The 23,240-nt window shown below is 61.9% G+C and carries 22 protein-coding genes; 16 read left to right on the forward strand and 6 right to left on the reverse strand.

The annotated features are described in order from the left end of the window. Positions 1–54: 54 nt before the first annotated feature. From KSW38_RS10490 to KSW38_RS10515, 6 genes are read left to right on the forward strand one after another with little or no spacing between them, the layout of a single operon-like run. The gene (locus KSW38_RS10490; protein WP_216924873.1) at positions 55–621 is read left to right on the forward strand and encodes a hypothetical protein; all 567 of its coding nucleotides are present in this window, start codon (positions 55–57) and stop codon (positions 619–621) included. Positions 622–631: 10 nt separating this feature from the next. Then, the gene (locus tag KSW38_RS10495) at positions 632–1,465 is read left to right on the forward strand and encodes an exodeoxyribonuclease III (protein WP_216924874.1); all 834 of its coding nucleotides are present in this window, start codon (positions 632–634) and stop codon (positions 1,463–1,465) included. A 21-nt stretch (positions 1,466–1,486) separates the two neighbouring features. Beyond that, positions 1,487–2,611, forward strand: a complete 1,125-nt coding sequence (gene trpS / locus KSW38_RS10500; RefSeq protein WP_216924875.1) for a tryptophan--tRNA ligase — start codon at positions 1,487–1,489, stop codon at positions 2,609–2,611. 4 nt (positions 2,612–2,615) lie between these two features. Continuing rightward, positions 2,616–3,293, forward strand: a complete 678-nt coding sequence (locus tag KSW38_RS10505; RefSeq protein ID WP_216924876.1) for a 2'-5' RNA ligase family protein — start codon at positions 2,616–2,618, stop codon at positions 3,291–3,293. Next, a complete protein-coding gene (locus KSW38_RS10510) occupies positions 3,220–4,305 on the forward strand; it encodes a YihY/virulence factor BrkB family protein (RefSeq protein WP_216924877.1) in 1,086 nt (361 codons plus the stop codon). Before KSW38_RS10505 ends, KSW38_RS10510 begins: the two co-directional genes overlap by 74 nt. Positions 4,306–4,330: 25 nt before the next feature. Next, complete coding sequence (locus KSW38_RS10515) at positions 4,331–4,483, forward strand: hypothetical protein (protein ID WP_216924878.1); 153 nt, start codon at positions 4,331–4,333, stop codon at positions 4,481–4,483. Positions 4,484–4,559: 76 nt separating this feature from the next. Here the strand turns inward: KSW38_RS10515 and KSW38_RS10520 are convergent, their stop codons facing one another. Further along, positions 4,560–6,650, reverse strand: coding sequence for a hypothetical protein (locus KSW38_RS10520; protein WP_254186355.1), 2,091 nt, complete (start codon positions 6,648–6,650; stop codon positions 4,560–4,562). A 294-nt stretch (positions 6,651–6,944) separates the two neighbouring features. On the opposite strand from KSW38_RS10520, the gene KSW38_RS10525 reads away from it, so the two are divergent. Beyond that, on the forward strand, positions 6,945–8,246 hold the full coding sequence (locus KSW38_RS10525; protein ID WP_216924879.1) for an ABC transporter substrate-binding protein: 1,302 nt from the start codon (positions 6,945–6,947) through the stop codon (positions 8,244–8,246). Between the two features lie 77 nt (positions 8,247–8,323). Here the strand turns inward: KSW38_RS10525 and KSW38_RS10530 are convergent, their stop codons facing one another. The 5 genes from KSW38_RS10530 to sdhC form a co-directional block, all read right to left on the reverse strand. After that, positions 8,324–9,100, reverse strand: coding sequence for an alpha/beta hydrolase (locus KSW38_RS10530; protein WP_216924880.1), 777 nt, complete (start codon positions 9,098–9,100; stop codon positions 8,324–8,326). 135 nt (positions 9,101–9,235) lie between these two features. After that, positions 9,236–10,018: a succinate dehydrogenase iron-sulfur subunit gene (locus tag KSW38_RS10535; protein WP_011773975.1), complete on the reverse strand. Its 783-nt coding sequence runs from the start codon at positions 10,016–10,018 to the stop codon at positions 9,236–9,238. Then, positions 10,018–11,817: a succinate dehydrogenase flavoprotein subunit gene (sdhA, locus tag KSW38_RS10540; RefSeq protein ID WP_216924881.1), complete on the reverse strand. Its 1,800-nt coding sequence runs from the start codon at positions 11,815–11,817 to the stop codon at positions 10,018–10,020. Before sdhA ends, KSW38_RS10535 begins: the two co-directional genes overlap by 1 nt. A gap of 106 nt (positions 11,818–11,923) precedes the next feature. Beyond that, positions 11,924–12,400 (reverse strand): succinate dehydrogenase hydrophobic membrane anchor subunit, encoded by a 477-nt coding sequence (locus KSW38_RS10545; RefSeq protein WP_216924882.1) that lies wholly within the window; start codon positions 12,398–12,400, stop codon positions 11,924–11,926. Positions 12,401–12,403: 3 nt separating this feature from the next. Further along, positions 12,404–12,784, reverse strand: a complete 381-nt coding sequence (gene sdhC / locus KSW38_RS10550) for a succinate dehydrogenase, cytochrome b556 subunit (RefSeq protein ID WP_089594138.1) — start codon at positions 12,782–12,784, stop codon at positions 12,404–12,406. Positions 12,785–13,048: 264 nt separating this feature from the next. On the opposite strand from sdhC, the gene KSW38_RS10555 reads away from it, so the two are divergent. The 9 genes from KSW38_RS10555 to KSW38_RS10595 all read left to right on the forward strand — a co-directional run bounded on the left by KSW38_RS10555 (position 13,049) and on the right by KSW38_RS10595 (position 23,240). After that, positions 13,049–14,182 carry a mannose-1-phosphate guanylyltransferase gene (locus tag KSW38_RS10555; protein ID WP_216924883.1) on the forward strand — a complete coding sequence of 378 codons (1,134 nt, stop codon included), beginning with the start codon at positions 13,049–13,051 and terminating at the stop codon, positions 14,180–14,182. Positions 14,183–14,290: 108 nt separating this feature from the next. After that, on the forward strand, positions 14,291–15,496 hold the full coding sequence (locus KSW38_RS10560) for an amidohydrolase (RefSeq protein WP_216924884.1): 1,206 nt from the start codon (positions 14,291–14,293) through the stop codon (positions 15,494–15,496). 123 nt (positions 15,497–15,619) lie between these two features. Then, positions 15,620–16,054, forward strand: coding sequence for a MarR family winged helix-turn-helix transcriptional regulator (locus KSW38_RS10565; RefSeq protein WP_216924885.1), 435 nt, complete (start codon positions 15,620–15,622; stop codon positions 16,052–16,054). A gap of 55 nt (positions 16,055–16,109) precedes the next feature. Further along, positions 16,110–16,541 (forward strand): organic hydroperoxide resistance protein, encoded by a 432-nt coding sequence (locus KSW38_RS10570; protein WP_216924886.1) that lies wholly within the window; start codon positions 16,110–16,112, stop codon positions 16,539–16,541. Next, positions 16,538–17,563, forward strand: coding sequence for an NADP-dependent oxidoreductase (locus KSW38_RS10575; protein WP_216924887.1), 1,026 nt, complete (start codon positions 16,538–16,540; stop codon positions 17,561–17,563). The genes KSW38_RS10570 and KSW38_RS10575 overlap by 4 nt, the downstream gene beginning before the upstream one ends. 247 nt (positions 17,564–17,810) lie before the next feature. Next, entirely contained in the window at positions 17,811–18,917 is a 1,107-nt protein-coding gene (locus KSW38_RS10580; RefSeq protein WP_428982380.1) for a BMP family lipoprotein, read from the forward strand. Positions 18,918–19,082: 165 nt separating this feature from the next. Beyond that, on the forward strand, positions 19,083–20,603 hold the full coding sequence (locus KSW38_RS10585; RefSeq protein WP_216924888.1) for an ABC transporter ATP-binding protein: 1,521 nt from the start codon (positions 19,083–19,085) through the stop codon (positions 20,601–20,603). Next, positions 20,593–21,954: an ABC transporter permease gene (locus KSW38_RS10590; RefSeq protein WP_216924889.1), complete on the forward strand. Its 1,362-nt coding sequence runs from the start codon at positions 20,593–20,595 to the stop codon at positions 21,952–21,954. The genes KSW38_RS10585 and KSW38_RS10590 overlap by 11 nt, the downstream gene beginning before the upstream one ends. Next, a complete protein-coding gene (locus tag KSW38_RS10595) occupies positions 21,951–23,240 on the forward strand; it encodes an ABC transporter permease (RefSeq protein ID WP_216924890.1) in 1,290 nt (429 codons plus the stop codon). Before KSW38_RS10590 ends, KSW38_RS10595 begins: the two co-directional genes overlap by 4 nt.

Here is a 23,240-nt window from a genome sequence, read left to right on the forward strand (position 1 = left end):
TCGCCGTCCGTGGAAGCGGCGCAGGCACCTTCGGGGGTTTGCGACAATTGACTCATGCAATCTCTCGGCGACCCGCACCCGTCCACGTCCTCGTCCGGTAGAAGCCTTTTCAAAGGCTTCCGTATCGGCGGCCTGGGGATGACCGTAGTCATCATCGCTTTCGTGGTGGCCGTTATTTTCGCGGCCAACCAGAACGACTTTGTGGGTTGGGTAGTTGCGGTGGTCGCCTTCGGTTGGCTCGCGCTCGCCGCCTTCGTGGTGTTCAGCATTCGAAGGGCCGCGAAGCGCGCCGGAGCTAAATTGAGCGAAGCGCAAGCCGCATTCAACTCGGCAACCGGCCGCGCGCCGTCGTCGTCCTCGGCTGACAGCGGCGGCACCCGCGTTGTCGCGGAACGCAGCCAGGCCGATGAGGTACGGGACCTCAAGCTGGACCACTCCTTCAAGATTGTCCAGGTGCAGGTGCGCGTTGTGGACGAGGAACGTGCCAAGGGTGCAGCGGCAAACCAGGACACCATCAACCGCGCGCTGGAAACCATCGCGATCACCGCAACCAATGCCCGGGACATGATCAAGTCCTCAGGTGGCTCGGACGAGCCCGTGGCCGGCACCATCATCGACTAGAGTAGACCGGGTGAGTACGGCATTGAAGAAGGACTTCCTTCGCATCGCATCGGTCAACGTCAATGGCCTTCGGGCTGCCTACAAGAACGGCATGGCGGAATGGCTGGAGCCACGCGAAGTGGACATCCTCTGCCTGCAGGAAGTGCGCGCTCCTGATGCCATCGTCAACACGCTGATCGGCGAAGGCTGGTACATCCTCCACGCTGAGGCTGAGGCAAAGGGCCGCGCAGGGGTTGCCATTGCTTCCCGCGAGGAGCCCACGGCCACCCGGATCGGGATCGGCGATGACTACTTCGCCACCGCGGGCCGCTGGGTTGAAGCGGACTTCTCCGTCAAGAACACCGCAGGCGAATACTCCACGTTGTCCGTGGTCAGCGCTTACGTTCACTCCGGTGAGGCAGGCACGCCTAAGCAGGATGACAAGTTCCGATTCCTGGACGCCATGATCACCCGTCTCCCCGAGCTCGCCAAGCACAGCGATCACGCGCTGGTAGTTGGCGACCTCAACGTCGGGCACACCGAACTGGACATCAAGAACTGGAAGGGCAACGTCAAGCGTGCCGGCTTCCTGCCAGAGGAGCGCGCTTATTTTGACCGCTTCCTGGGTGAAGAAATCGGATGGAGGGATGTCCACAGGGGCCTGGCAGGAAATGTCGCCGGCCCCTACACCTGGTGGTCCCAGCGCGGAAAGGCCTTTGACACTGACACAGGCTGGCGCATCGACTACCACCTGGCTACTCCCGGACTTGCAGCAGCCGCGTTCTCGGCTGTCGTGGACCGGGCGCCTTCGTGGGACACCCGCTTCTCCGATCATGCACCGCTGGTAGTGGACTACCGGCTCTAAGCTTCACGAAAGTATTGCTCAATGACTAGCTCCATCACGACTGATACCGGCACACCAGCCGCCACACTGCCCAGCGGGAGTACCGTGACCTCCACCAAGCTTGCCGTTGGCGCCAAGCAGCGCGTCCTTTCAGGCATGCAGCCCTCGGCTGACTCCCTGCACCTTGGCAACTACCTTGGCGCTTTGGTCAACTGGGTTCGTATGCAGGACGAGTACGATGCTGTCTTCTTCATTCCGGATTTGCACGCCATCACCGTTCCGCAGGATCCTGCCGAGCTCGCCCGCCGCACCAGGGTCACTGCCGCCCAGTACATTGCCGGTGGCGTGGACGTGCAGAAGTGCACACTGTTCGTGCAATCTCAGGTCCCCGAGCACGCCCAGCTTGCCTGGGTACTGAACTGCATCACGGGCATGGGTGAAGCCGGCCGCATGACGCAGTTCAAGGACAAGGCACAGAAGCAAGGCTCGGACCACGCAAGCGTCGGCCTGTTCACCTACCCCATCCTGCAGGCTGCAGACATCCTGCTCTATCAGCCGCACGGCGTACCCGTGGGCGAAGACCAGCGCCAGCACGTGGAGCTCAGCCGGGACCTCGCCAACCGCTTCAACAGCCGTTTCGGCGAGACCTTCCAGGTGCCCGAACCCTTCATCCAGAAGGAATCGGCAAAGATCTACGATCTCCAGAACCCCACGGCCAAGATGTCCAAGTCTGCTGAATCGCCCGCGGGCCTCATCAACTTGCTGGATGACCCCAAGACGGTGGCAAAGCGCATCAAATCCGCCGTCACGGACACTGAGACCGAGATCCGCTACGACCGCGAGACCAAGCCCGGGGTCTCCAACTTGCTCACCATCTACTCGGCTATCAGCGGCACTCCGGTGGAGAAGATCGTGGCCGATTACCAAGGCAAGATGTATGGGCACCTGAAGGTAGACCTCGCCGAGCTCGTCTCCGGACACCTCGCACCCATTCGTGAGCGCGCCAACGAACTCCTGGCAGACCCTGCCGAACTCGACCGGTTGCTGGCTCACGGTGCGGATAAAGCGCGTGAGATCGCCTCGGCGACGCTCGCCGATGTCTACTCCAAGGTAGGCTTCCTGCCGTACCGCGGGGATGCCTACCGCAGCGAGCAAGGAGTCCGCTAAGTTCATGTGCGCAGCTGGCCAGCTCAACGTCAAGACCGATACCCTTCAAGGCGTCGGTCGGGACGAATCGCGCCAGCCCGCTGTCACCGGCACCGACTGCGGTGCCGGTGACACCATGTGCGTTGGCGTGATCCTCGGCTTCCCGCCGGAGGTTGCGCGGGAACTGCAGGCCTGGCGGGCATCCTTTGGCGATCCCATGGCCGAGGTCATCCCTGCCCACATCACGCTCATCACCACAACGCCAACGCAGGACTGGGAAGCCACAAGGGACCACGTGCGCGAGGTTGCCCGCTCACAGGAACCATTCACCATCACCATCTCCGGGACCGGTTCGTTCAGACCCGTTTCGCCCGTGGTTTTCGTCAACGTCGAAGAAGGCTTTGAAGAGTGCGTGCAACTGCACGAAAAGCTCCAGACGGGTCCGCTTGAGCGTTTGCTTCCCTTCCCGTACCACCCGCATGTCACAGTGGCCCATGATGTCGCCAAGGAAAATCTGGACGAGGCCGAAACGGTCCTGAGAGATTACCGGGCAACCTTCCCAGTGGTTAGCATGGGACTTTACGAGCACGACACCAATGGAATTTGGCAGCTACGGGAAGAGCTCGACTTTGGCGGCGACACTGACGAAACGCAGCAGGCGGAATCAACATCCACCGGCGGGAAGTCCTCCGCTGCCAACTGAGCTGGCAAAGCTAAAGCTTCAACTTCTTCACAAGCGGCAGGACTGGGGCCATGCCAAGCGTGCCGGAGAAGGCCTGCCGAAGAGGGCCGGAGCCCTTCTCGCCCTCCTGCTCGCAAGGCTGAACACTAACAGGGCCATGCGCTCCTTCCAGAACTACACCCGGCAGCATGGGCCTCTCCTAAGTGCCGGCATCGGCTTCAATATGTTCTTCTCCGTCACAGGTCTCCTCACCACGGGTTTCGCCATCGCCGGAATCGTCCTGGGAGGCAACCCGGTTCTCGAAGACGCCGTCATTCGCAGCGTGGCCTCTGCAGCTCCGGGACTCCTCCAGGTAAATGGCGGCGAGGGACTGGTTGATCCGCAAACGCTACTCAATCCCTCGGGGCTTGGATGGACGGCGGTCATCGCGGCTGCGGTAACCATCTTCACGTCCCTTGGGTGGATTGCCAGTGTCAGGGAAGGCCTGCGGGGCGTGATGGATGCTGATCCGCTCAAGCGCAGCCCCATCCTGCAGAAACTTGTTGACGCCGGCACCCTCCTGCTCCTTGGCGTGATCCTCGTGGTCAGTGCTGGCGCATCCCTGATCTTTGGCACGGCCGCTGCCTGGATCTTCGATCTCCTTCGATTGGACGAAGCAGTTGCGGGGCCTGTGGCGGCCGTGGTCAAGGTCGTCGTCCCCCTCCTGCTGAACTGCGCGACGGCGGCCGTGTTGTTCCATATCGCCGGTGGCCTCAAGCTGGGGCGCCGGGCATTCATCGAAGGCGTTGCGCTGGCCGGTATCGGGACCACCGTGCTTCAGCTATTCAGCACCGAACTCCTCGCCCGGGCGGGACAGAACCCTGTCCTCGCCTCGTTCGCCATCATCATCGGCCTTCTGATCTGGTTCAACCTGGTAAGCCAGGTGTATCTTGTTTCGGCTTCGTGGGCCGCTATCCGCGAGGCTGACCTGCAGGCAGGGGAGACCCCGCACAAGAAGATCCTCGGTTCACGCCGCACGACGCCCCAGACGTAAGAGTGGCTTTCTTCCAGGAGGTTTCATGAACAACCAGTTGTGGATCGCTTGCCTCCTGGGAACCGCTGCAGGGCTGGTGGTTGGCCAGCTCGTTTTCAACTCTCCCTTTGTGGGGATCCTGGTTGGCCTCGGCTTGGGCGCCTTGGTTGGAGCGGCCCTAGGACCCCGCCGCGAATAAGCAACGCGGGGTCACTTACGGCCCATCCTGTTGCGGATTATGGGCCGTAAGTGACCCCGGGTTGCTATCAGTCTAGCTAGGGTGCCCGGACGAGACCTTCCCACGCAACGGTCCAGTCAGCTGGGAATCCTGGTGCGTGGCGGGCCGGTCCGTTGTCCCAGCCAGCTGCCATAAGCGCCACGGCGGCCAGGAGCCCACCATTCCCGGGCAAGTAGAGCGGCAACGAGTCCGTTTGGCGGTTGTGTCCATTAGGCAGGACGGTGTTTTTCCCGGCGTCCAGCAGCAGGGCATCGACTGCGGCCTCAGGATCCTCGAGCCGGGCGGCGGTCATTGCCATTACGGGATAGTCCCAACCCCAGGTGCTGCCCCAATCCCAGTCCGTCAGGACATCCGACAGGGTAGCGCGCATGATGTCCGCATCAATCAAGTCCGTCAGAGGCAGGACGCCAAGCGCGCACAGCATCGAAGGGTGGTCCGTGCGGATAGTGAAGGGCTCCACGTCGATGGCGGCGTAGACGCCATTCACCACACGTGGCTTCACCAAAGCGTCCGCAACGTCAGTCCACGCTTCCACGGGTTCCAGACCGAGACGTTCCCGCCACGCAGCCGCCTTACGAAGAGCCCACTGCCAGTAGGCCAACTCAAACGTGGGATTGGTGACCTTGGCGCGGATAGAGCCGTAGCTTTCCTGTGCCGGAATCAATGGAGGCCCCAGTTCGAACCCGCGCGAAGTGGGATGTGCAAAGTCGGCCATGAACGCCGCTGACTCAAACACGATCTCCGAAAATTCTTCCAGCACTTCACGGCTGGGATTTGCCCGGTACACAAGCTCGGCCAAGTGAATGGGGTGTGGCTGCTGCCAGATCAGGAAGGTTCCGATGGGACTTGGGCTTTCCCGGCCGTCCGGTCCGACCTGCTTGGGCCAGCGGACGCCGTCGAATCCCTGCGTGTTTGCAGTTTGACGGGATGCCTCCAGGACTGTGGAGTACCACCGTAGCGATGGCAGCAAGAGTTCCGTGCGGTTCCAGTGCGCGAAGTGGGCGGCGTGCCACCAGTGCATTTCCAAATGGAAGCGGCCTCGCCAGGAGTTGCACACGAGTCCGGTTTCCTGGGGTGGTAACGAGCCCGAGCAGTTGACGGCGGTCAGGTATTGCGAGAGGACAATACGGCGTTCCAGCTCCTTGGCCCGGGGATCATCGGTCGAGTGGAGCTCGATCGCCCCTCCGGAGGACCAGAACTCGGGCCAATAGGCCTCGGAAGCTGCGGCCACGCTACGGGCAGGTGAAAGCTCGACGCCGGGGCCTGGTTCTGGAGCGCTGCCCACCGCCGTTGCCACCTGGCCTCGAATGGAGTCGCCTCGCTGGATACAGCCGCCATCTCCTGCGGAAACGAAGGCAACGGAGAAGTCGAGAACGAGGGGGTTTGCCTGTCCGCGGCGGGGCGCAATGCGGAGGTCGTGTGTTCCGGTTTGCTCCACGTCAAGGTCATGCCCCGTAACCACCACCTGATAGCGGGAGTCGTCCAGTTCCCGTTGTGCACTCCACTGGGTGGAACCCTTGTGCCGGTCTGATGGCGTTGGTTGTCCGAGCGAGGTGGTGTGGGCTACAGGGTTGTTCCAGTCCGCGGCGTCGTGCCACGCCTGTGAACCGTAGGGGAAACTGATGCCGACAATCAGGCCGGCCCCTAATGCTGGCGACTCGACGCGGAAGCCGAGCTCGTCGCGGTCGGGATGGCACGCCGTCGTGACCTTGACGGGGTGTCCGGCCAAGGTGAAGCGGCTGGTGACTACTCCCGACCACAAATCGAGTGTTTGTTCGGTGTCGGTGATCTCAGCCTCAAGGATGGAGCGCGCCGTGCCATGCTCCAGCCAGCGGAAGCCGATGCGCCCCAAGTCCAGGCGATGCGGGTTTGCCCGCAACCACGTTTCGGCCAAGGACGTGTCAGTTTCGCGGTCGTTGACGATGTCACCCACCATGTCCACGTAGGGCACGGGTCCTCTGGGTGAGTCGTATAGGACTGTAGAGCCTGCGAGGTCGAAGGGTTGGGCGGGCGGTGTGGAGTGCCACCCCCATTGGGCCTGGGTGCCGAGGAGTGTTCCAGGGGGCAGATCGTCCCGGGCTCCCACGGGGTAGGCCTCCGGCATGGTTTGAAGGCCAGTGAGGTCCATGGTGAACGCGAACTCGCCGTTGCCCACGGTCACTGGACTCCTGGGGTCAAGGCGGCTCTGATGCACGTTGTGCCGCTGGGCGAGAGCCTTACGGTCAATTTTTTCGGTGTTGGTCACTGTTGTCCGGGTTGGGGATGCCGGCTCTGGTGGGATTGCGTTTTGGCTCTGCACTCCGCGCCTTTCTGGGGGTGTCTCACGTCCACTGAAATAGTTCATGCTCATAACTATTGACGAGCATAGACCGTCTTGATACGTTTCAGGAACCGTTTTCTGAGAATGAAAGAAGCTTACCCAATGGCGCGTAAATCTCTTCGAACCATCCAAAAGTCACTAGCCTTCGTGGCCGCTGTGGGCATGCTTGGCCTCACCGCGGCGTGTTCCGCTCCTGCATCCGACAAACCCGACGACGGACCGGTGGAGATCCGGTTTTCCTGGTGGGGCAACGCAGGCAGGGCGGAGCTGACCACCAAAGCCATCAAGGAGTTCGAGGCGGCCAACCCCAATATCAAGGTGAAGCCTGAATATGGGGACATCGGTGGCTACTTCGACAAGCTGGCTACCCAGGTGGCGGCCAATGACGCCCCGGACGTCATCACCATGGGCGGGGCATACCCGGCCGAGTATGCAAACCGCGGGGCACTGCTAGACCTGTCAAAGGTCAAGGGCTCACTGGATCTGTCCGCCATGGATCAAGGTGCCCTGGAGAATGGCCAAGTCCAAGGTAAGCAGTACGGGGTCTCCACGGGAGCCAATGCCTTGGCAATCGTCGTGAACCCGGCCGTCTTCCAAGCTGCCGGCGTCGCGCTTCCGGACGATAGTAAATGGTCCTGGGAGGACTTCGCCAGGATCGCAGGCGACATCACGGCCAAGAGCCCTAAAGGCACTTATGGAACAGCGACTGTCCTCACGCACGATTCCCTGGACGCCTTTGCCCGCCAGCGCGGCAAGTCCCTTTACACCCCGGACGGCCAGCTCGGCCTGGATAAGGACACGGTGCAGGCCTACTTCGACTACTCCCTGAAGCTCAGCGAGTCAGGAGCTGCACCCAGTGCTTCCGAGACGGTGGAGAAGCTTAACGTCAGCACTGAGCAGACACTCATGGGTATGGGCCAGGCGGGCATGATGCTCACGTGGAGCAACTCGCTATCCGCGCTGAGCAAGGCCTCCGGAGCAGACCTAAAACTACTCAAGCTCCCCGGCGAGACTCCCACGCCGGGCATTTGGCTTCAGTCCTCGCAGTTCTACACCATCTCTGCCCGCAGCAAACACACCGATGCCGCTGCCAAGCTGGTCAGCTTCCTCGTGAACAATGAGTCCGCAGCCAAGATCATCCAGAGCGACCGCGGGGTCCCCAGCAATGCAGGAATGCGCACGGCCATCCAGGACCTGTTGACGCCCCAGGGCAAGGTTGAGGCCGCCTATATCGACCAGATCGGCAAGATGGATTTCGCCCCCACCTACATTGGCCCCACGGGCTCCACGGCAGTCTCCGAGATTACGGCGCGCATCAACACGGATGTCCTCTTCAAGCGACTGACGCCGGAGAAGGCCGCCGAGCAGTGGCTTAGTGAGAGCAAAGCGGCCATCGGGAAATAGGCGAACGCCAACGCGGGGTCACTTAGGGCCCTTACCAAGGGGAAACATGGGCCCTAAGTGACCCCGCGTTGCTTTAGTCAGTGGGCGTCGCGGACCTCCAGATACGGATCGGCCCAGGCGCTGATGATCCGTGCCACCCGTGCGGCTTGTCCCTTGCCCGTCAGGAGGTGCTCACTGCCCTCCAGCGAAATGAAGCTACGGGGATGCCGCGCGGTACGGAAGATTTCGCTGGCGTTGTCGATGCCCACGGTGTTGTCGGTGGGGGAGTGCATCACCATCAACGGCTTGTGGAGGGTGCGGATGCAGTCGCGCAGGTCAGCGCGTTCCACGTCCTCCACAAAGTGCCGGCGGATTTCCATGGGCCTGCCGCCCAGGTCAACCACGGCGCTGCCCTCGCGCAGGATGGAGTCGATTTCGGCGTCGAACATGTGCTCAACGTGCTTTGGCTCGTAAGGCGCGCCCACGGTTACCACGGCATTGAGTCCGGGGATGTCGCGCGCAGCAGCCAACACGGCAGCTCCACCAAACGAGTGGCCCACCAGCAAGGAGATCTCCCTGCCCTGCTCCCGCATGAACTCCGCAGCGAGGATTGTGTCAGCCACCTTGACGCTGAATGAACCTGCGGACCATTCCCCGGCAGAGCCGCCCAGGCCAAGGTTGTCGAACCGGAGCATGCCCACACCCTGCTCCGCGAGCCCTTTGCAGATCCGTGAAGCAGCGGGGCTGTCTTTGCCCAGGGTCAGGCCGTGCGAGTACACGCCCCAGCCACGGACAGGGCCCTCAGGCACGTCTACGATGCCGGCCAAGGCGTCGCCTGTACTTCCGGTGAAAGTGATCTTCTCAGGGCGTGACACGTTGGTCTCCTTGTATTTACGAGGCCCGGTTCAGGGAACGGTGCCGAAGATTAACGACGACGGCGCCACTCACCAACAGTGGTGAGCGGCGCCGTCGTCGTGCTGTCCTTGAGTACCTCAGTGATCCTGGGTGAACTAGATCTTGCGGGCCAGGATGGCCTGCTTGACCTCGGCGATTGCCTGGGTCACCTGGATGCCGCGGGGGCATGCTTCCGAGCAGTTGAAGGTGGTGCGGCAACGCCACACTCCTTCTTTGTCGTTCAGGATTTCCAAGCGCATGTCGCCGGCGTCATCACGGGAATCGAAGATGAAGCGGTGTGCATTGACGATTGCGGCCGGACCAAAGTACTGGCCGTCGGTCCAGAAGACCGGGCATGACGAGGTGCAGGCTGCGCACAGGATGCACTTGGTGGTGTCGTCGAAGCGCTCACGGTCCTCAACGGACTGCAGGCGTTCCTTGGTGGGCTCGTGGCCCTTGTTGATCAGGAACGGCATGACTTCGCGGAAGGACTGGAAGAAGGGTTCCATGTCCACGATCAGGTCCTTCTCCACGGGGAGGCCCTTGATCGGCTCGACTGTGATGGGCTTGGTGGTGTCCAGGTCCTTCAGCAGCGTCTTGCAGGCGAGGCGGTTGCGGCCGTTGATGCGCATGGCATCCGAACCACAGACACCGTGTGCGCAGGAGCGGCGGAAGGAAACGCTGCCGTCGATCTCCCACTTGACCTTGTGGAGGGCATCCAGGACGCGGTCCGTGCCGTACATGGTCAGCTTGTAGTCGTCCCAGCGTGCTTCGTCCGAGATCTCGGGGTCGTAGCGGCGAACGCGGAGCGTGATGTGGAAGGTGGGAATTTCACCGTCGCCCGCAACGCTTGCCGGGAGCTCGATTTTGGAAGCGGGCTCTGCCATTTCGGTCGTCATTAGTACTTACGCTCCATCGGCTCGTAACGGGTGAAGATGACGGGCTTCGTCTCGAGACGGATGCCCGCAACAGATTCCGCCGAGGAGTCGACGGTGACGGAGTTGTCCAGGTAAGCCATGGAGTGCTTCATGAACTTTTCGTCATTGCGGTCCGGGAAGTCCTCGCGGTAGTGGCCACCACGCGACTCTTCACGGTGCAGCGCACCGACTGTCATGACCTTGGCCATGTCCAGCAGGAAGCCGAGCTCCACGGCTTCCAGGAGGTCCAGGTTGAAGCGCTTGCCCTTGTCCTGGACCGTGACGTTCTTATAGCGCTCTTCGAAGGAAGCGATGTCGCTAAGAACCTGCTCCAGGGACTCCTTGGTACGGAACACCTGCATGTTCGCATCCATGGTGTCCTGGAGTTCCTTGCGGATTTGGGCAACACGCTCGGTGCCGTTGCCGTTGAGCAGGCCCTCCAGGATGCCGCGGGTCATTGCTTCCGGGTCCTCCGGCAGCTCGACGAAGTCGGCTGTCTTGGAGTACTCCGCAGCGGCGATGCCGGCACGCTTGCCGAAGACGTTGATGTCCAGGAGCGAGTTGGTGCCGAGTCGGTTCGAGCCGTGCACGGAAACACAGGCAACTTCACCGGCTGCGTAGAGGCCCGGCACGATCGTGTCGTTGTCCTGCAGCACCTCGGTGGTGATGTTGGTGGGGATGCCGCCCATGGCGTAGTGCGCGGTGGGGAACACGGGGACAGGATCGGTGAACGGCTCAACACCCAGGTAGGTGCGTGCGAACTCCGTGATGTCCGGAAGCTTGGCCTCGATGTGGGCCGGTTCAAGGTGGGTGAGGTCCAGGAGGACATAATCCTTGTTTGGACCACAACCACGGCCTTCACGCACTTCGTTTGCCATGGCACGGGCCACGATGTCACGGGGTGCAAGGTCCTTGATGGTGGGGGCGTAACGCTCCATGAAGCGCTCACCCTCGGAGTTACGAAGGATGGCACCCTCACCACGTGCGCCCTCGGTGAGGAGGATGCCGAGGCCTGCGAGGCCGGTCGGGTGGAACTGGAAGAATTCCATGTCTTCCAGGGGGATGCCGCGGCGGAAGGCGATGCCCATGCCGTCGCCCGTGAGGGTGTGGGCGTTGGAGGTCGTCTTGAAGACCTTGCCGGCACCACCGGAAGCGAACACTACGGACTTGGCCTGGAAAACGTGCAGTTCGCCGGAAGCAAGATCGTAGGAGACCACGCCTGCGACACGCTTCTGCTTGTACGGGGTACCGTCTTCGCGTACTGCGTCTTCTTCGACGATCAGCAGGTCAAGGACGTAGTACTCGTTGTAGAACTCAACGTTGTGCTTGACGCAGTTTTGGTACAGCGTCTGCAGGATCATGTGGCCAGTGCGGTCGGCAGCGTAGCAAGCACGGCGGACAGGAGCCTTGCCGTGGTCGCGGGTGTGGCCACCAAAGCGGCGCTGGTCGATCCGGCCTTCGGGCGTGCGGTTGAACGGCAGACCCATCTTCTCCAGGTCCAGCACGGCGTCGATGGCTTCCTTCGCCATGACCTCGGCTGCGTCCTGGTCAACCAGGTAGTCGCCACCCTTGATCGTGTCAAAGGTGTGCCACTCCCAGTTGTCTTCTTCGACGTTGGCCAGTGCTGCACACATGCCACCCTGGGCTGCACCAGTGTGCGAGCGGGTGGGGTAGAGCTTGGTCAGTACCGCTGTGCGTGCGCGCTGACCGGATTCGATCGCGGCGCGCATGCCGGCGCCACCTGCACCGACAATGACGACGTCGTACTTATGGACCTGCATACCAGATGCTCTCTCTTTCAAAAATTCAGATGGTCGGCGGAGGCTGTTCCGCTAAGTCAGGCGCAACCGGTTCCCTGCAGGGCCGGCCGGCTGCGCCAGGAAGCCGCTACGGGGCCGGGCAGAAGCCGCCAGGCAGCTGAACGCCGTCGACGACGGGGCACGGGTTGAACGTGAAGATCACCAGTGTGCCGAGAATGATGATGACAGCCGTGGCTGCATAGAGGACTACCTTGAGCCAGAAGCGCGTGGAGTCCTTTTCCGCGTAGTCGTTGATGATGGTGCGGACGCCGTTGGTTCCGTGCAACATGGCAAGCCAGAGCATGGCGAGGTCCCAGAACTGCCAGAAGGGATCTGCCCACTTACCGGCAACGAAACCGAAGTCGATGGCGTGGATACCCTCACCCACCAGCAGGTTCACGAAGAGGTGGCCGAAGATCAGCACCACCAGGACGATGCCGGAGAGGCGCATGAAGAGCCAGGCGATCATCTCGAAGTTGCCACGGCTGGAGCCGGTGCGGTTGTACTTCGGAGCAATCTTGCCCGAACCGATTTTTCCGCTGCGGGGGGATTCGATCGTCGTCATGGTCTAGTGGCCTCCCAGCGCGAGGGAAAGGTGGCGGATAGCGAAGCCGGCGAACGTGACCAGCCACAGCGCAAGCACGATCCACAGCATTTGGCGCTGGTACTTCGCGCCCTTCTTCCAGAAGTCGATGGCGATCACACGAAGGCCGTTGAAGGCGTGGAAGATGATCGCAGCGACCAGGCCCGTTTCACCCAGGGCCATGAGGGGGTTCTTGTAAGCACCAATGACGGCCGTGTAGGCCTCAGGGGACACGCGCACCAATGAGGTGTCCAACACATGGACCAACAAGAAGAAAAAGATCACTACACCGGTAATACGGTGTCCAACCCAGGACCACATGCCTTCACGGCCGCGGTACAAGGTGCCAGCTGGTTTTGTCGGCACTGATTAAACCTTCCTGCAACACAGCGGCGCTGGCATGGGATCCATGCGGGGGGAACGCCTGCTGCGAGAGCACTCGTAGCTCACGCCTAAATCTAGGCTTCGCTACCAGCTTATTCAATTTAGGACGCGCTTCTCTGGTTGTTAATTCCATGTTTCCTGCCCCTATTTAGGCGATATTTCGGCGATTTTCCGTGCTTCGTGAGACGAAGGCCACATGCGCGGCGGCCTGCGGGGCTTCGCCGCCGCGTCGGATAAAGTGTTGCGGTGAGTACAGAAGACGCGACATTCCCGGAATCTCCCTTGAACCGCTTCCACGCGGTTATTCCGGCGGGCGGTGTGGGGACCCGGCTGTGGCCACTCTCGCGTGCCGCTGCGCCCAAGTTCCTCCACGACCTGACCGGCTCCGGCAGCACGTTGTTGAGGGCCACGTATGACCGCCTTGAGCCGCTGGCCGGCGAGCGGGTGCTCGTTGTGACCGGCGAGGCACACCGCGCCGCTGTATGCCGACAGCTCCCCGAGGTGGGCGATGACGAGTTGGTGCTCGAGAGCGAGCCCAAGGATTCCGGTGCTGCCATCGGATTGGCCGCCGCGATTCTCCACCGCCGCGACCCGGAGACCATCATGGGTTCGTTCGCAGCGGACCAGGTGATCAGCCCTGACGACCTCTTCCAGGACACCGTGCGCGAGGCAATTTACACTGCTGCCACGGGCAAGATCGTCACGATCGGCATCAAGCCGACGCACCCGTCCACCGGCTTCGGCTACATCCGCTCCGGTGAAGCGCTGAACGTGGAAGGCGCTCCGAACGCGCTTGCCGTGGCTGAGTTTGTTGAGAAGCCCAGCCAGGAAGTTGCCAACAAATATGTAGAAGCAGGGGACTACGTCTGGAACGCAGGCATGTTCGTGGCTCCCGTAGCGCTCATGCTCCAGCACCTCGAAGCGAACCAGCCGGAGTTGTTCAAGGGCCTTCAGGAAATCGCCGAAGCATGGGACACCCCCCAGCGCGCTGAAGTTACCGCGCGTGTTTGGCCGACACTGCCCAAGATTGCGATCGACTACGCAGTTGCCGAGCCGGCAGCGGCAGCCGGCGATGTCGCCGTCGTGCCTGGTACTTTCCGTTGGGACGACGTTGGCGACTTTGCCGCAATCGGCCGCCTGAACAACGCAGGCGACGTCGATGAAGTTACCGTTCTTGGCGAAGGTGCCCGCGTGTTTGCCGAGAATGCGAGCGGCGTAGTGGTGTCCGATACCAAGCGCGTTATTGCCCTGATCGGCATCAAGGACGTGGTCATCGTGGACACGCCCGACGCCCTCCTGGTGACTACCAAGGAACATGCCCAGTTGGTCAAGGGCACTGTTGACGCCCTGAAAGCCAGCGGCGATACGGACGTCCTGTAGCAATCGCTTATACCGTGAGCCACCTCTTTGGTTGTCCTGCGCCTGAACGCAGCGTAACCAAGAGGTGGCTTTCGTTCTTCGGAGGCCGTGGATGGCTAGAGTTGTGACGTGCGCAATTACACGACTGAAACCGAGCCGACACCCGTTGTAAGCCCGTGGGTGGATGAGCTGCTGCCTGGACTCATCGATTTCAGGCGGGACCTGCACGCGCACCCTGAACTCTCCTTCAAGGAATTCCGCACCACCGACAAACTCGTGGAGCGGCTCGAAGCTGCCGGCTTGCAGCCGCGCCGCCTTGAAGGAACCGGACTTACGGTTGACGTGGGGGAAGGTCCTATTGCCACTGCTCTGCGTGGTGACATCGACGCCTTGCCCATCATCGAGGAAACGGGTCTGCCGTTTGCTTCGAAGAACCACGGCGTCACCCATGCCTGCGGGCATGACGTCCACACCACCACCATGCTCGGCATTGCTTTGGTGCTGCAGCGGATGCACAAGAACACCCCGCTGGGCGGGACTGTCCGCATCATCTTCCAGCCGGCTGAGGAGACCATGCCCGGCGGTGCTTTGTCCTGCATTGAGCAGGGTGTGCTGGAGGGCGTTCCCCGGATCCTTGCGTTGCACTGCGATCCCAGGATCAACGTCGGCAAGATCGGCACCCGCATCGGGGCCATCACCTCGGCGTCGGACACCATCAAGATCGAGCTCACGGGCCGCGGAGGCCACACGTCCAGGCCGCACCTGACGGAAGACCTGGTCTTTGCCCTGGCACAAATTGCGGTCAACGTACCCGCAGTGCTCTCCCGTCGCGTGGATGTCCGCAGCGGAGTGTCAGTGGTGTGGGGCCAGATCTCGGCAGGTTCTGCACCCAACGCCATCCCGGGCACTGGCTACATGGCGGGCACCATGCGTTGCCTTGACCGCGATGCCTGGCACAGTGCCGGGGAGTTGCTGGACGACGTCGTGAAGCAGGTTGCCGCTCCTTACGGCGTGGACGTGCACTTGGAGCACACCCGCGGCGTTCCTCCCGTGGTCAACTCGGAGCACGAGACGGCCCTCATTGAAGCGGCGGCGCGGGCCGAACTCGGTGAGCACGCCGTCGTCCTGACGCCCCAGTCCATGGGTGGCGAAGACTTTGCATGGTTCCTCGCCGACCTCCCGGGCGCCATGATGCGGCTCGGCACACACACGCCCGGCGGCGAGGAATATGATCTCCATCGTGGCGACTTCATTGTGGACGAACGCGCCCTTGGCTACGCCATTCGTGTCCTGACAGCGGCCGCGCTCCGCACCATCCGGGACCTCCAGGAGTAAACCCAACTGAGTCGCAGTTAAGCGCGTTTTGAGCTCTCAAAACGCGCTTAACTGCGACTTACTTGGATGCCAGTACGGCTAGATGAGTTGTGCACAATTGAATTGTGCACTATCGTTTTATTCATGAGTGATGCACCCCGCCTCCGCCATCAGGTCTGCTTTGCGTTGTATTCAGCGTCCAAGGCCGCGACGGCGGTCTACCGCCCCGTGCTGGACGAGTTGGGCCTTACCTATCCGCAGTACCTCGTGATGCTGGTCCTGTGGGAGCAGGAACCGCGCAGCGTCCGGGAACTTGGCGCCGAACTCGGGCTCGACTCCGGCACGTTGTCGCCTCTCCTGAAGCGCCTTGAGGCGCTGGGTCTCGTAGAGCGCCACCGTTCCGTCGAGGACGAACGTCGGGTGGATGTTGTCCTGACCGACGCCGGCAGGGAGTTGAGCACGCGCGCCCAGGCTGTCCCCAAGCGCCTCGCGGAGGCCGCCGGCCTGTCCCCGGATGAGATTGGGCAACTGCATGCGACGCTCGGCAAACTCACGGCGGCACTGCAGAAGTCACTCTGAGAATTTTTCCAAGCCACACACAAGCCCGCTGATTTCCAAGAGAAAAGGAAGATTCGTGAAGACTCTGTACACTGCCGAGGCTTTGGCCTCCGGCGAAGGCCGCGATGGCAACGCCCGCACCAACGACGGCAAGCTCGACGTCGCCCTCGCCAGCCCGGTCGAGCTTGGCGGCAACGGCCAGGGCACCAATCCCGAGCAGTTGTTCGCCGCTGGCTACGCGGCATGCTTCCACTCCGCCCTGCGCTTGGTTGGACGCAAGGAACGCGTTGACCTCAGCGATTCCGCCGTTGCCGCCAAGGTCCACTTCGGTGCACTCACTGATCGCGAGGGTTACGGCCTGGCCGCCGAGCTGGAGATCGCCCTGCCGGCCTTGGATCGCGATACCGCGGAGGAACTGATGGCCAAAGCACACCAGATCTGCCCCTATTCCAACGCCACCCGCGGCAACATGGCCGTTGACCTCAAGCTTGTGGAGTTTGCAGCATGAGCAATACAACAACCGTCCTGCCAGTGGAAACCCGGGAAATTCAGCTCTCCTCGCGTCCTGTCGGCCGCCCAACGTCGGAGAACTTCCGTCTAGCGGCCTCCGTGCTGCCGGACCTTCAGGACGGGCAGATCCTGGTCCGGAACCAGTTCATGTCCGTAGACCCCTATATGCGCGGACGGATGAATGACGTCAAGTCCTACTCGGCACCTTTCCGCCTGGATGCAGCGCTCGACGGCGGTGCGGTAGGTGAGGTGATCGCGTCCAGGTCCGACGCGCACAAGGTGGGTGACGTCGTCGTGCATCAACTGGGGTGGCGTGAGCACGCGGTGGTCGACGCGGCTGCGACAACCCCGGTTCCAAGCGGCTTGGCACCGACGTCGGCGTTCCTTGGTGCTTTGGGAATGACGGGTCTGACGGCATATGCGGGCCTGCTCAAGGTGGCCGAGTTCAAAGAAGGCGACGTCGTCTTCGTGTCCGGGGCGGCCGGCGCTGTGGGATCCATGGTGGGCCAGATTGCCAAGGCGTCCGGAGCCAGCAAGGTGATCGGCAGCGCCGGATCGGCGGACAAGGTTGCCAGGCTCCTGGAACTCGGATTTGACGCAGCCTTCAACTACAACGATGGTCCCGTACTGGAGCAGTTGCGTGAAGCTGCGGGGGAGCGCGGCATCGATGTGTACTTCGACAACGTCGGCGGCGAACACCTTGAAGCCGCCCTGGCTACGCTGACTGTGGGCGGCCGCGTTGCCATGTGTGGTGCCATTGCCCAGTACAACTCCACCGAACCGCCCGTTGCGCCCAGGAACCTCGCGCTGGCGATCGGCAAGCAGCTGACCTTGCGTGGATTCCTGGTGGGCGGGCAGCGGCAGCACGCCGCAGAGTTCGCTGGGAAGATGGCCGGTTGGCTCGCGGACGGAACGATTCGCTACGACGAGACGATCGTGGATGGGCTGGAGAATGCGCCGCAGGCGTTCATTGACCTGCTGGATGGAGCCAACACCGGAAAGATGCTTGTCCGACTGTGATGCAGGCGTGGGCCGGGTGTGACTTGCACACCCGGCTACTGCTTGGTAACAAAAAGTCAACGATCTGCCCTTGAGGACTGAATTGTGCTACCTGCGTGTGGTCCACGCCACTAGTGTTGGGGGTATCAAGGCGCTTCGGCGCAGTGCTGCGAACTTCAGTGAAAACAGAATTTCTGCCTCGGGTATTCGAAACGGACACTCATTGACCATCCGTCGTAGCGCGACTCACTTTCTTCCTGGAGGAAAATTGAAGAACCCACTGCGTGCCACCCTAAAGCGCGGTTCAATGGCCGGCATTGCAACTGCAGGTGCGGCCGCCCTCATGCTCAGCGGTTGCGGACAAGCTCCCAGCACTGGTTCCGGCGCTCCCACCAAGAGCGACTACATCGGCTGCATCGTGTCCGACTCCGGTGGATTCGATGACCAGTCCTTCAACCAGTCCTCGTTCGAAGGCCTGCAGAAGTCCGAAAAGGACCTCGGCATCACCATGAAGTCGGCTGAGTCCAAGGCCAACAGCGACTACGAGACCAACCTCAATGGCATGATCTCCGCAGGCTGCAATATGACCTTCACGGTGGGCTTCCTCCTCGGCGATGCCACCAAGGCTGCCGCGGAGAAGAACCCGGACAAGCACTTCGCAATCATCGACTACTCGTACCCGACCCCCGTCGCGAACGTGAAGCCCGTGGTCTACGACACCGCACAGGCCGCTTACCTGGCTGGCTACGCGGCTGCATCAGCAACCAAGACCGGCAAGGTCGGAACCTTCGGCGGCATCAAGCTCCCCACGGTCACCATCTTCATGGACGGTTTCTATGACGGCGTCCAGGCCTACAACAAGGCCAAGGGCAAGTCCGTCCAGGTGGTCGGCTGGGACAAGACCACCCAGGATGGCTCGTTCACGGGCGACTTCGAGAAGCAGGACACCGGCAAGCAGATCACCAAGAACCTCCTGGACCAGGGCGCGGACATCGTCATGCCCGTAGCGGGCCCGGTGGGCAAGGGTGCAGGTGCAGCATTGAAGGAAGCCAAGGCAGCCGGCAAGGACGTCAAGCTCATCTGGGTTGACTCCGATGGCTACCTCACCGCCCCTGAGTACAAGGACCTCATGCTGACCTCCGTGGTCAAGCAGATGGGTCAAGCGGTGGAAAACGTGGTGAAGGACGACAAGGATGGCAAGTTCAGCAACGAAGCCTACGTTGGCACCCTGGCCAATGAGGGCGTAGCCATCGCCCCGTTCCACGATCTCGATTCGGCAATTTCCGCGGACACCAAATCCGAGCTCGACAAGCTGAAGGCGGACATCGTGTCCGGCAAGCTGGTTGTTGAATCGGCGGCAAGCCCTAAGAAGTAAAACAATTCCTGGACGCGCCGCCAGTACCGAGTGCCGGTACTGGCGGCTCGTTTTTTGCCCTGGCCAGCGCCTATCTTGCGGGCCCTCCCAAGAATAGGCTTCTGCTCAAAGCCAATGGCTTGGAGCAGTACGGCCGTCCCTCGGACTCAAAGAACGGTGGGAGTTGTGAAACTCGAATTGAAGGGGATCTCGAAAGCCTTCGGGACCTTCTACGCCAACCAAGACATCGACCTCGTGGTCGAACCGGGCCAGATCCATTGCCTCCTCGGCGAAAATGGCGCCGGAAAATCAACCCTCATGAACGTGCTGTACGGACTCTACGAACCGACGGCCGGGCAAATCCTTGTTGATGACAAGCTCGTTAACTTCCGCGGCCCCGGCGACGCCATGGCCGCCGGTATCGGCATGGTGCACCAGCACTTCATGCTGGTTCCTGTCTTCACAGTGGCCGAAAATGTGGCCCTCGGGGCTGAGCCAACGTCCTTCGGCGGGGTCCTCAGCATTGACGAAACCCGAAAGAAAATCCGGGACATATCGCAGAAGTACGGCTTCCACGTCGACCCCGACGCCCTGGTGGAGGACCTGCCAGTCGGCGTCCAGCAGCGCGTCGAGATCATCAAGGCCCTGGTCCGCGAGGCCAAAGTGCTCATCCTGGATGAACCCACGGCAGTCCTCACGCCCCAGGAAACCGATGAACTCCTGGATATCATGCGCCAGCTCAAGGCAGGCGGCACATCCATCGTGTTCATTTCACACAAGCTGCGCGAAGTGAAGGCAGTCTCTGACGTCATCACGGTAATCCGCCGCGGCAGAGTAGTAGGGGATGCCCCTCCCACCGCACTGGCCTCCGAACTTGCCTCCATGATGGTGGGCCGTCCGGTCAGCCTGACCTTGGACAAGGCAACCGCTCAGCCCAAGGAAACAACGTTCGTAGTGAAGGACCTGACAGTCCGGGCCCCCAATGGCACCAACGTGGTGGACGGCATCAGCTTCGACATCGCCCAAGGCGAGATCCTCGCCGTCGCAGGCGTCCAAGGCAACGGCCAGACCGAGCTGACGGAAGCCATCCTCGGTATCCAGCCGCACGTCACGGGATCCGTGACGCTGGATGGCAAGCAGCTCCTGGGCCTGCCGGTCAAGGACGTGCTCCGCTCCGGCGTCGGCTTTGTCCCGGAAGACCGCACAGTGGACGGCCTGGTGGGTCCCTTCTCTGTTGCCGAGAACCTGGTGCTGGACCTTTACGACCAAGCACCGTTTGCCAGCGGCATCAGCATGAAGCCCTCCAAGGTTGCAGAAAATGCCGAAGCCAAGATCCAGGAGTTCGATATCAGGACGCCCTCCGCGGGAGCTGCGGCCGGAACCCTCTCCGGCGGCAACCAGCAAAAAGTGGTCATGGCGCGTGAGCTCTCCAGGCCCTTGCGGCTGTTCATCGCAAGCCAGCCCACGCGTGGCGTGGACGTCGGCTCCATCGAATTCCTGCACAAACGCATCGTTGCCGAACGGGACGTGGGAACGCCGGTGATGATCATCTCCACGGAACTCGATGAAGTGATCGAACTCGCGGACAGGATCGCCGTGCTTTACAAGGGGAAGCTCGTGGGTATTGTCCCTGCGGGGACTCCCCGAGACACCCTTGGCCTGATGATGGCCGGCGTCGGCCCGGAAGGAGGCTCCCATGACGAGTAAGGACCAGACCCCCAGCAAGGACCAGACCCCCAGTAAGGACCAGACTCCCGAAGAATCCGCCGCGGAAGTGCGCGCGGCGGACGTCGCACTGGACACGGCCGGCGGCACGCTGGAGCCGTCAATCGTTCCTGTGTCCTCGCAGAGCGGGGACACCGGCCACCACGAAGGCAGCACGATGCGCAGGATCGTCATGGGCAACGGCTTCGTGTCCGTCCTGGCGGTCATCGTGGCACTGTTCCTGGGCGGTTTGCTGATTGCAAGTACGGACAAGACGGTTGCCGAGACCGCGGGCTATTTCTTCGCACGGCCTACCGATTTCCTGCTGGCGCTCTGGAATGCCATGACCAAGAGCTACGTCGCATTGTTCCAGGGCTCGGTATTCAACCCCCGCCAAGGACTCATGCCGCTGCTTGAAACGATGACGGTAGCCACGCCCCTGATTTGCGCTGGCCTGGGAGTTGCCCTGGCCTTCCGCGCCGGCCTGTTCAACATCGGTGCCCAGGGGCAGATCATCATCAGCGCCACGTTGGCTGCCTATGTGGGCTTTACCTGGCATTTGCCGTTCGGGCTCCACCTGCTGCTCGTCATCATCATGGGCGTGCTCGGCGGCGCCGCATGGGGTGCGATCGTTGGGGTCCTCAAAGCCAGGACCGGTGCGCACGAGGTCATCGTGACCATCATGCTCAACTACGTCGCGCTGTTCCTCCTGGACTTCCTGTTGAACACCGCTGCCTTCCGGCGCCCTGGGGATAACAGCCCCATCTCGCCGCGGCTGGACGATACTGCTGCCTACCCGGTGATCATTCCAGGTTCCCGGCTCCACCTGGGCTTCCTGGTGGCGGTGTTACTGACTTACGGCGTGTGGTGGATGTTGAACCGGTCCACCATTGGCTTTGAGTTCCGGGCTGTCGGAGCCAACCCTGTGGCCGCACGAACAGCAGGGGTCAAGGTACCCCGGGCCACCATCCTTGTGATGGCCTTTGCCGGCGCGCTCGCAGCCTTTGGCGGAGTTGCCCAGGTAGCGGGTACGGAAAAGGTGCTGACCGGCGGCATTGCAGCGCAGATCGGCTTCGACGCCATCACGGTTGCGCTGCTTGGCCGAAGCACTCCTTGGGGCACGTTCTTCGCGGGCCTCCTGTTTGGTGCTTTCCGGGCTGGTGCAGTCCAGATGCAGATCCAAACGGGCACGCCGATCGACATCGTGTTGGTGGTCCAATCACTGATCGTCCTGTTCATCGCAGCACCGCCACTGATCAGGTCGATCTTCCGGCTTGAACCCAAGAAGAAGAACAGGACACCGAAGGCCGCCCGGAAAGCTGCCCTTGCCAACGCCGCTGGAGGTGCCAAGTGAGCGCAACATCCACCGCCCCCATGGCGGGAGCAACAGCACTGCCTGGACTTCGCCCATCGTTGAAGGTCCCTGTTTCGCTTGGCGTCCTGGCACTCATAGCGCTCATCTTCTTCGGCCTCATGGGTCCGGATCAGACTGCGGAGATGAAGATCAGTGATCCCGGCGACGCTTTCGCGGTACCGGCGCTGATGATTCCCGGGCAAGTAGGTGGCATTGTCCTGGCCATCCTGCTCCTGGCCATGGCGGGTTACTCCATCTTCCTGTGGACACGGGGGGAGCGCTCGCCGAAGTGGTTGCCCATCGCCTTCGCCGTGGTGTTCGTCTTCGCCCTGCTGGTTTGGATTGTTGCCGGTGCACGCCAGCCGTCCATCTCCCTCGCCGGCCTGGTTGCGGGTTCTGTGACGTTGGCAGTTCCCCTGGTGTTTGGTTCCCTCTCCGGCGTCTTGTGTGAGCGCGTGGGCGTTGTGAACATCGCCATCGAAGGCCAGCTGCTCGGAGGTGCCTTCACCGCCGCTTTGGTTGCCACGGTGACTGGCAGCCCCTATGTCGGCCTGATCGCTGCCGCAGCAGCTGGTGCCGTAGTGTCCATGGTTTTGGCGGTCTTCAGCATCAAATACCTCGTCAACCAGATCATTGTGGGCGTTGTCTTGAATGTGCTGGTCTCCGGCCTCACGGGCTTCCTGTTCGGCACCGTCATGGTTCCGAACAAGGAGCAGTTCAACACCCCTGGCCGCCTGGATATCCTGCCGATTCCATTCCTTTCGGATATTCCCATCATTGGGCCGATCCTGTTTGAGCAATCCATCGCGGGCTACCTCATGTACGTGGCCGTCGCCATAGTCTGGTTCGGCCTGTTCAAGACCCGTTGGGGCTTGCGCGTCCGCGCTGTCGGCGAGCACCCGCAGGCTGCGGACACCCTTGGCATCAACGTCAACGCCACCCGTTTCTGGAACGTGACACTTGGTGGTGCGATCGCCGGCATCGGTGGTGCCGTGTTCACGCTGGTGACCATCGACTCCTTCACCAAGGAAATCTCCGGCGGCCGTGGCTTCATCGCCCTGGCGGCCCTGATCTTTGGGCGATGGAATCCGATCGGTGCCTTCCTGGCCTCGCTGCTGTTCGGCTTTGCGTACAACCTGCAATCGATTCTGGGCATCATTGGTACCCCTGTGCCAAGCCAGTTCATGGCCATGCTGCCGTACCTGGTGACCATCTTCGCCGTCGCAGGTTTGGTGGGCAGGTCGCGGCCACCTGCCGCAAGCGGCATACCGTACGTGAAGGGCTGA

Source organism: Paenarthrobacter aromaticivorans (assembly GCF_019038615.1).
Taxonomy (GTDB): Bacteria; Actinomycetota; Actinomycetes; order Actinomycetales; family Micrococcaceae; genus Arthrobacter; species Arthrobacter aromaticivorans.

Excerpts from the sequence above, each read along its gene's own strand:
- trpS (WP_216924875.1), top strand. The coding sequence starts at position 1,487 with ATGACTAGCTCCATCACGACTGATACCGGCACACCAGCCGCCACACTG.
- KSW38_RS10575 (WP_216924887.1), top strand. The coding sequence starts at position 16,538 with ATGAGCAATACAACAACCGTCCTGCCAGTGGAAACCCGGGAAATTCAG.
- sdhA (WP_216924881.1), bottom strand. The coding sequence starts at position 11,817 with ATGCAGGTCCATAAGTACGACGTCGTCATTGTCGGTGCAGGTGGCGCC.
- KSW38_RS10490 (WP_216924873.1), top strand. The coding sequence starts at position 55 with ATGCAATCTCTCGGCGACCCGCACCCGTCCACGTCCTCGTCCGGTAGA.
- KSW38_RS10545 (WP_216924882.1), bottom strand. The coding sequence starts at position 12,400 with ATGACGACGATCGAATCCCCCCGCAGCGGAAAAATCGGTTCGGGCAAG.
- KSW38_RS10505 (WP_216924876.1), top strand. The coding sequence starts at position 2,616 with ATGTGCGCAGCTGGCCAGCTCAACGTCAAGACCGATACCCTTCAAGGC.
- KSW38_RS10515 (WP_216924878.1), top strand. The coding sequence starts at position 4,331 with ATGAACAACCAGTTGTGGATCGCTTGCCTCCTGGGAACCGCTGCAGGG.
- KSW38_RS10525 (WP_216924879.1), top strand. The coding sequence starts at position 6,945 with ATGGCGCGTAAATCTCTTCGAACCATCCAAAAGTCACTAGCCTTCGTG.
- KSW38_RS10520 (WP_254186355.1), bottom strand. The coding sequence starts at position 6,650 with ATGGACCTCACTGGCCTTCAAACCATGCCGGAGGCCTACCCCGTGGGA.
- KSW38_RS10535 (WP_011773975.1), bottom strand. The coding sequence starts at position 10,018 with ATGACGACCGAAATGGCAGAGCCCGCTTCCAAAATCGAGCTCCCGGCA.
- KSW38_RS10565 (WP_216924885.1), top strand. The coding sequence starts at position 15,620 with ATGAGTGATGCACCCCGCCTCCGCCATCAGGTCTGCTTTGCGTTGTAT.
- KSW38_RS10590 (WP_216924889.1), top strand. The coding sequence starts at position 20,593 with ATGACGAGTAAGGACCAGACCCCCAGCAAGGACCAGACCCCCAGTAAG.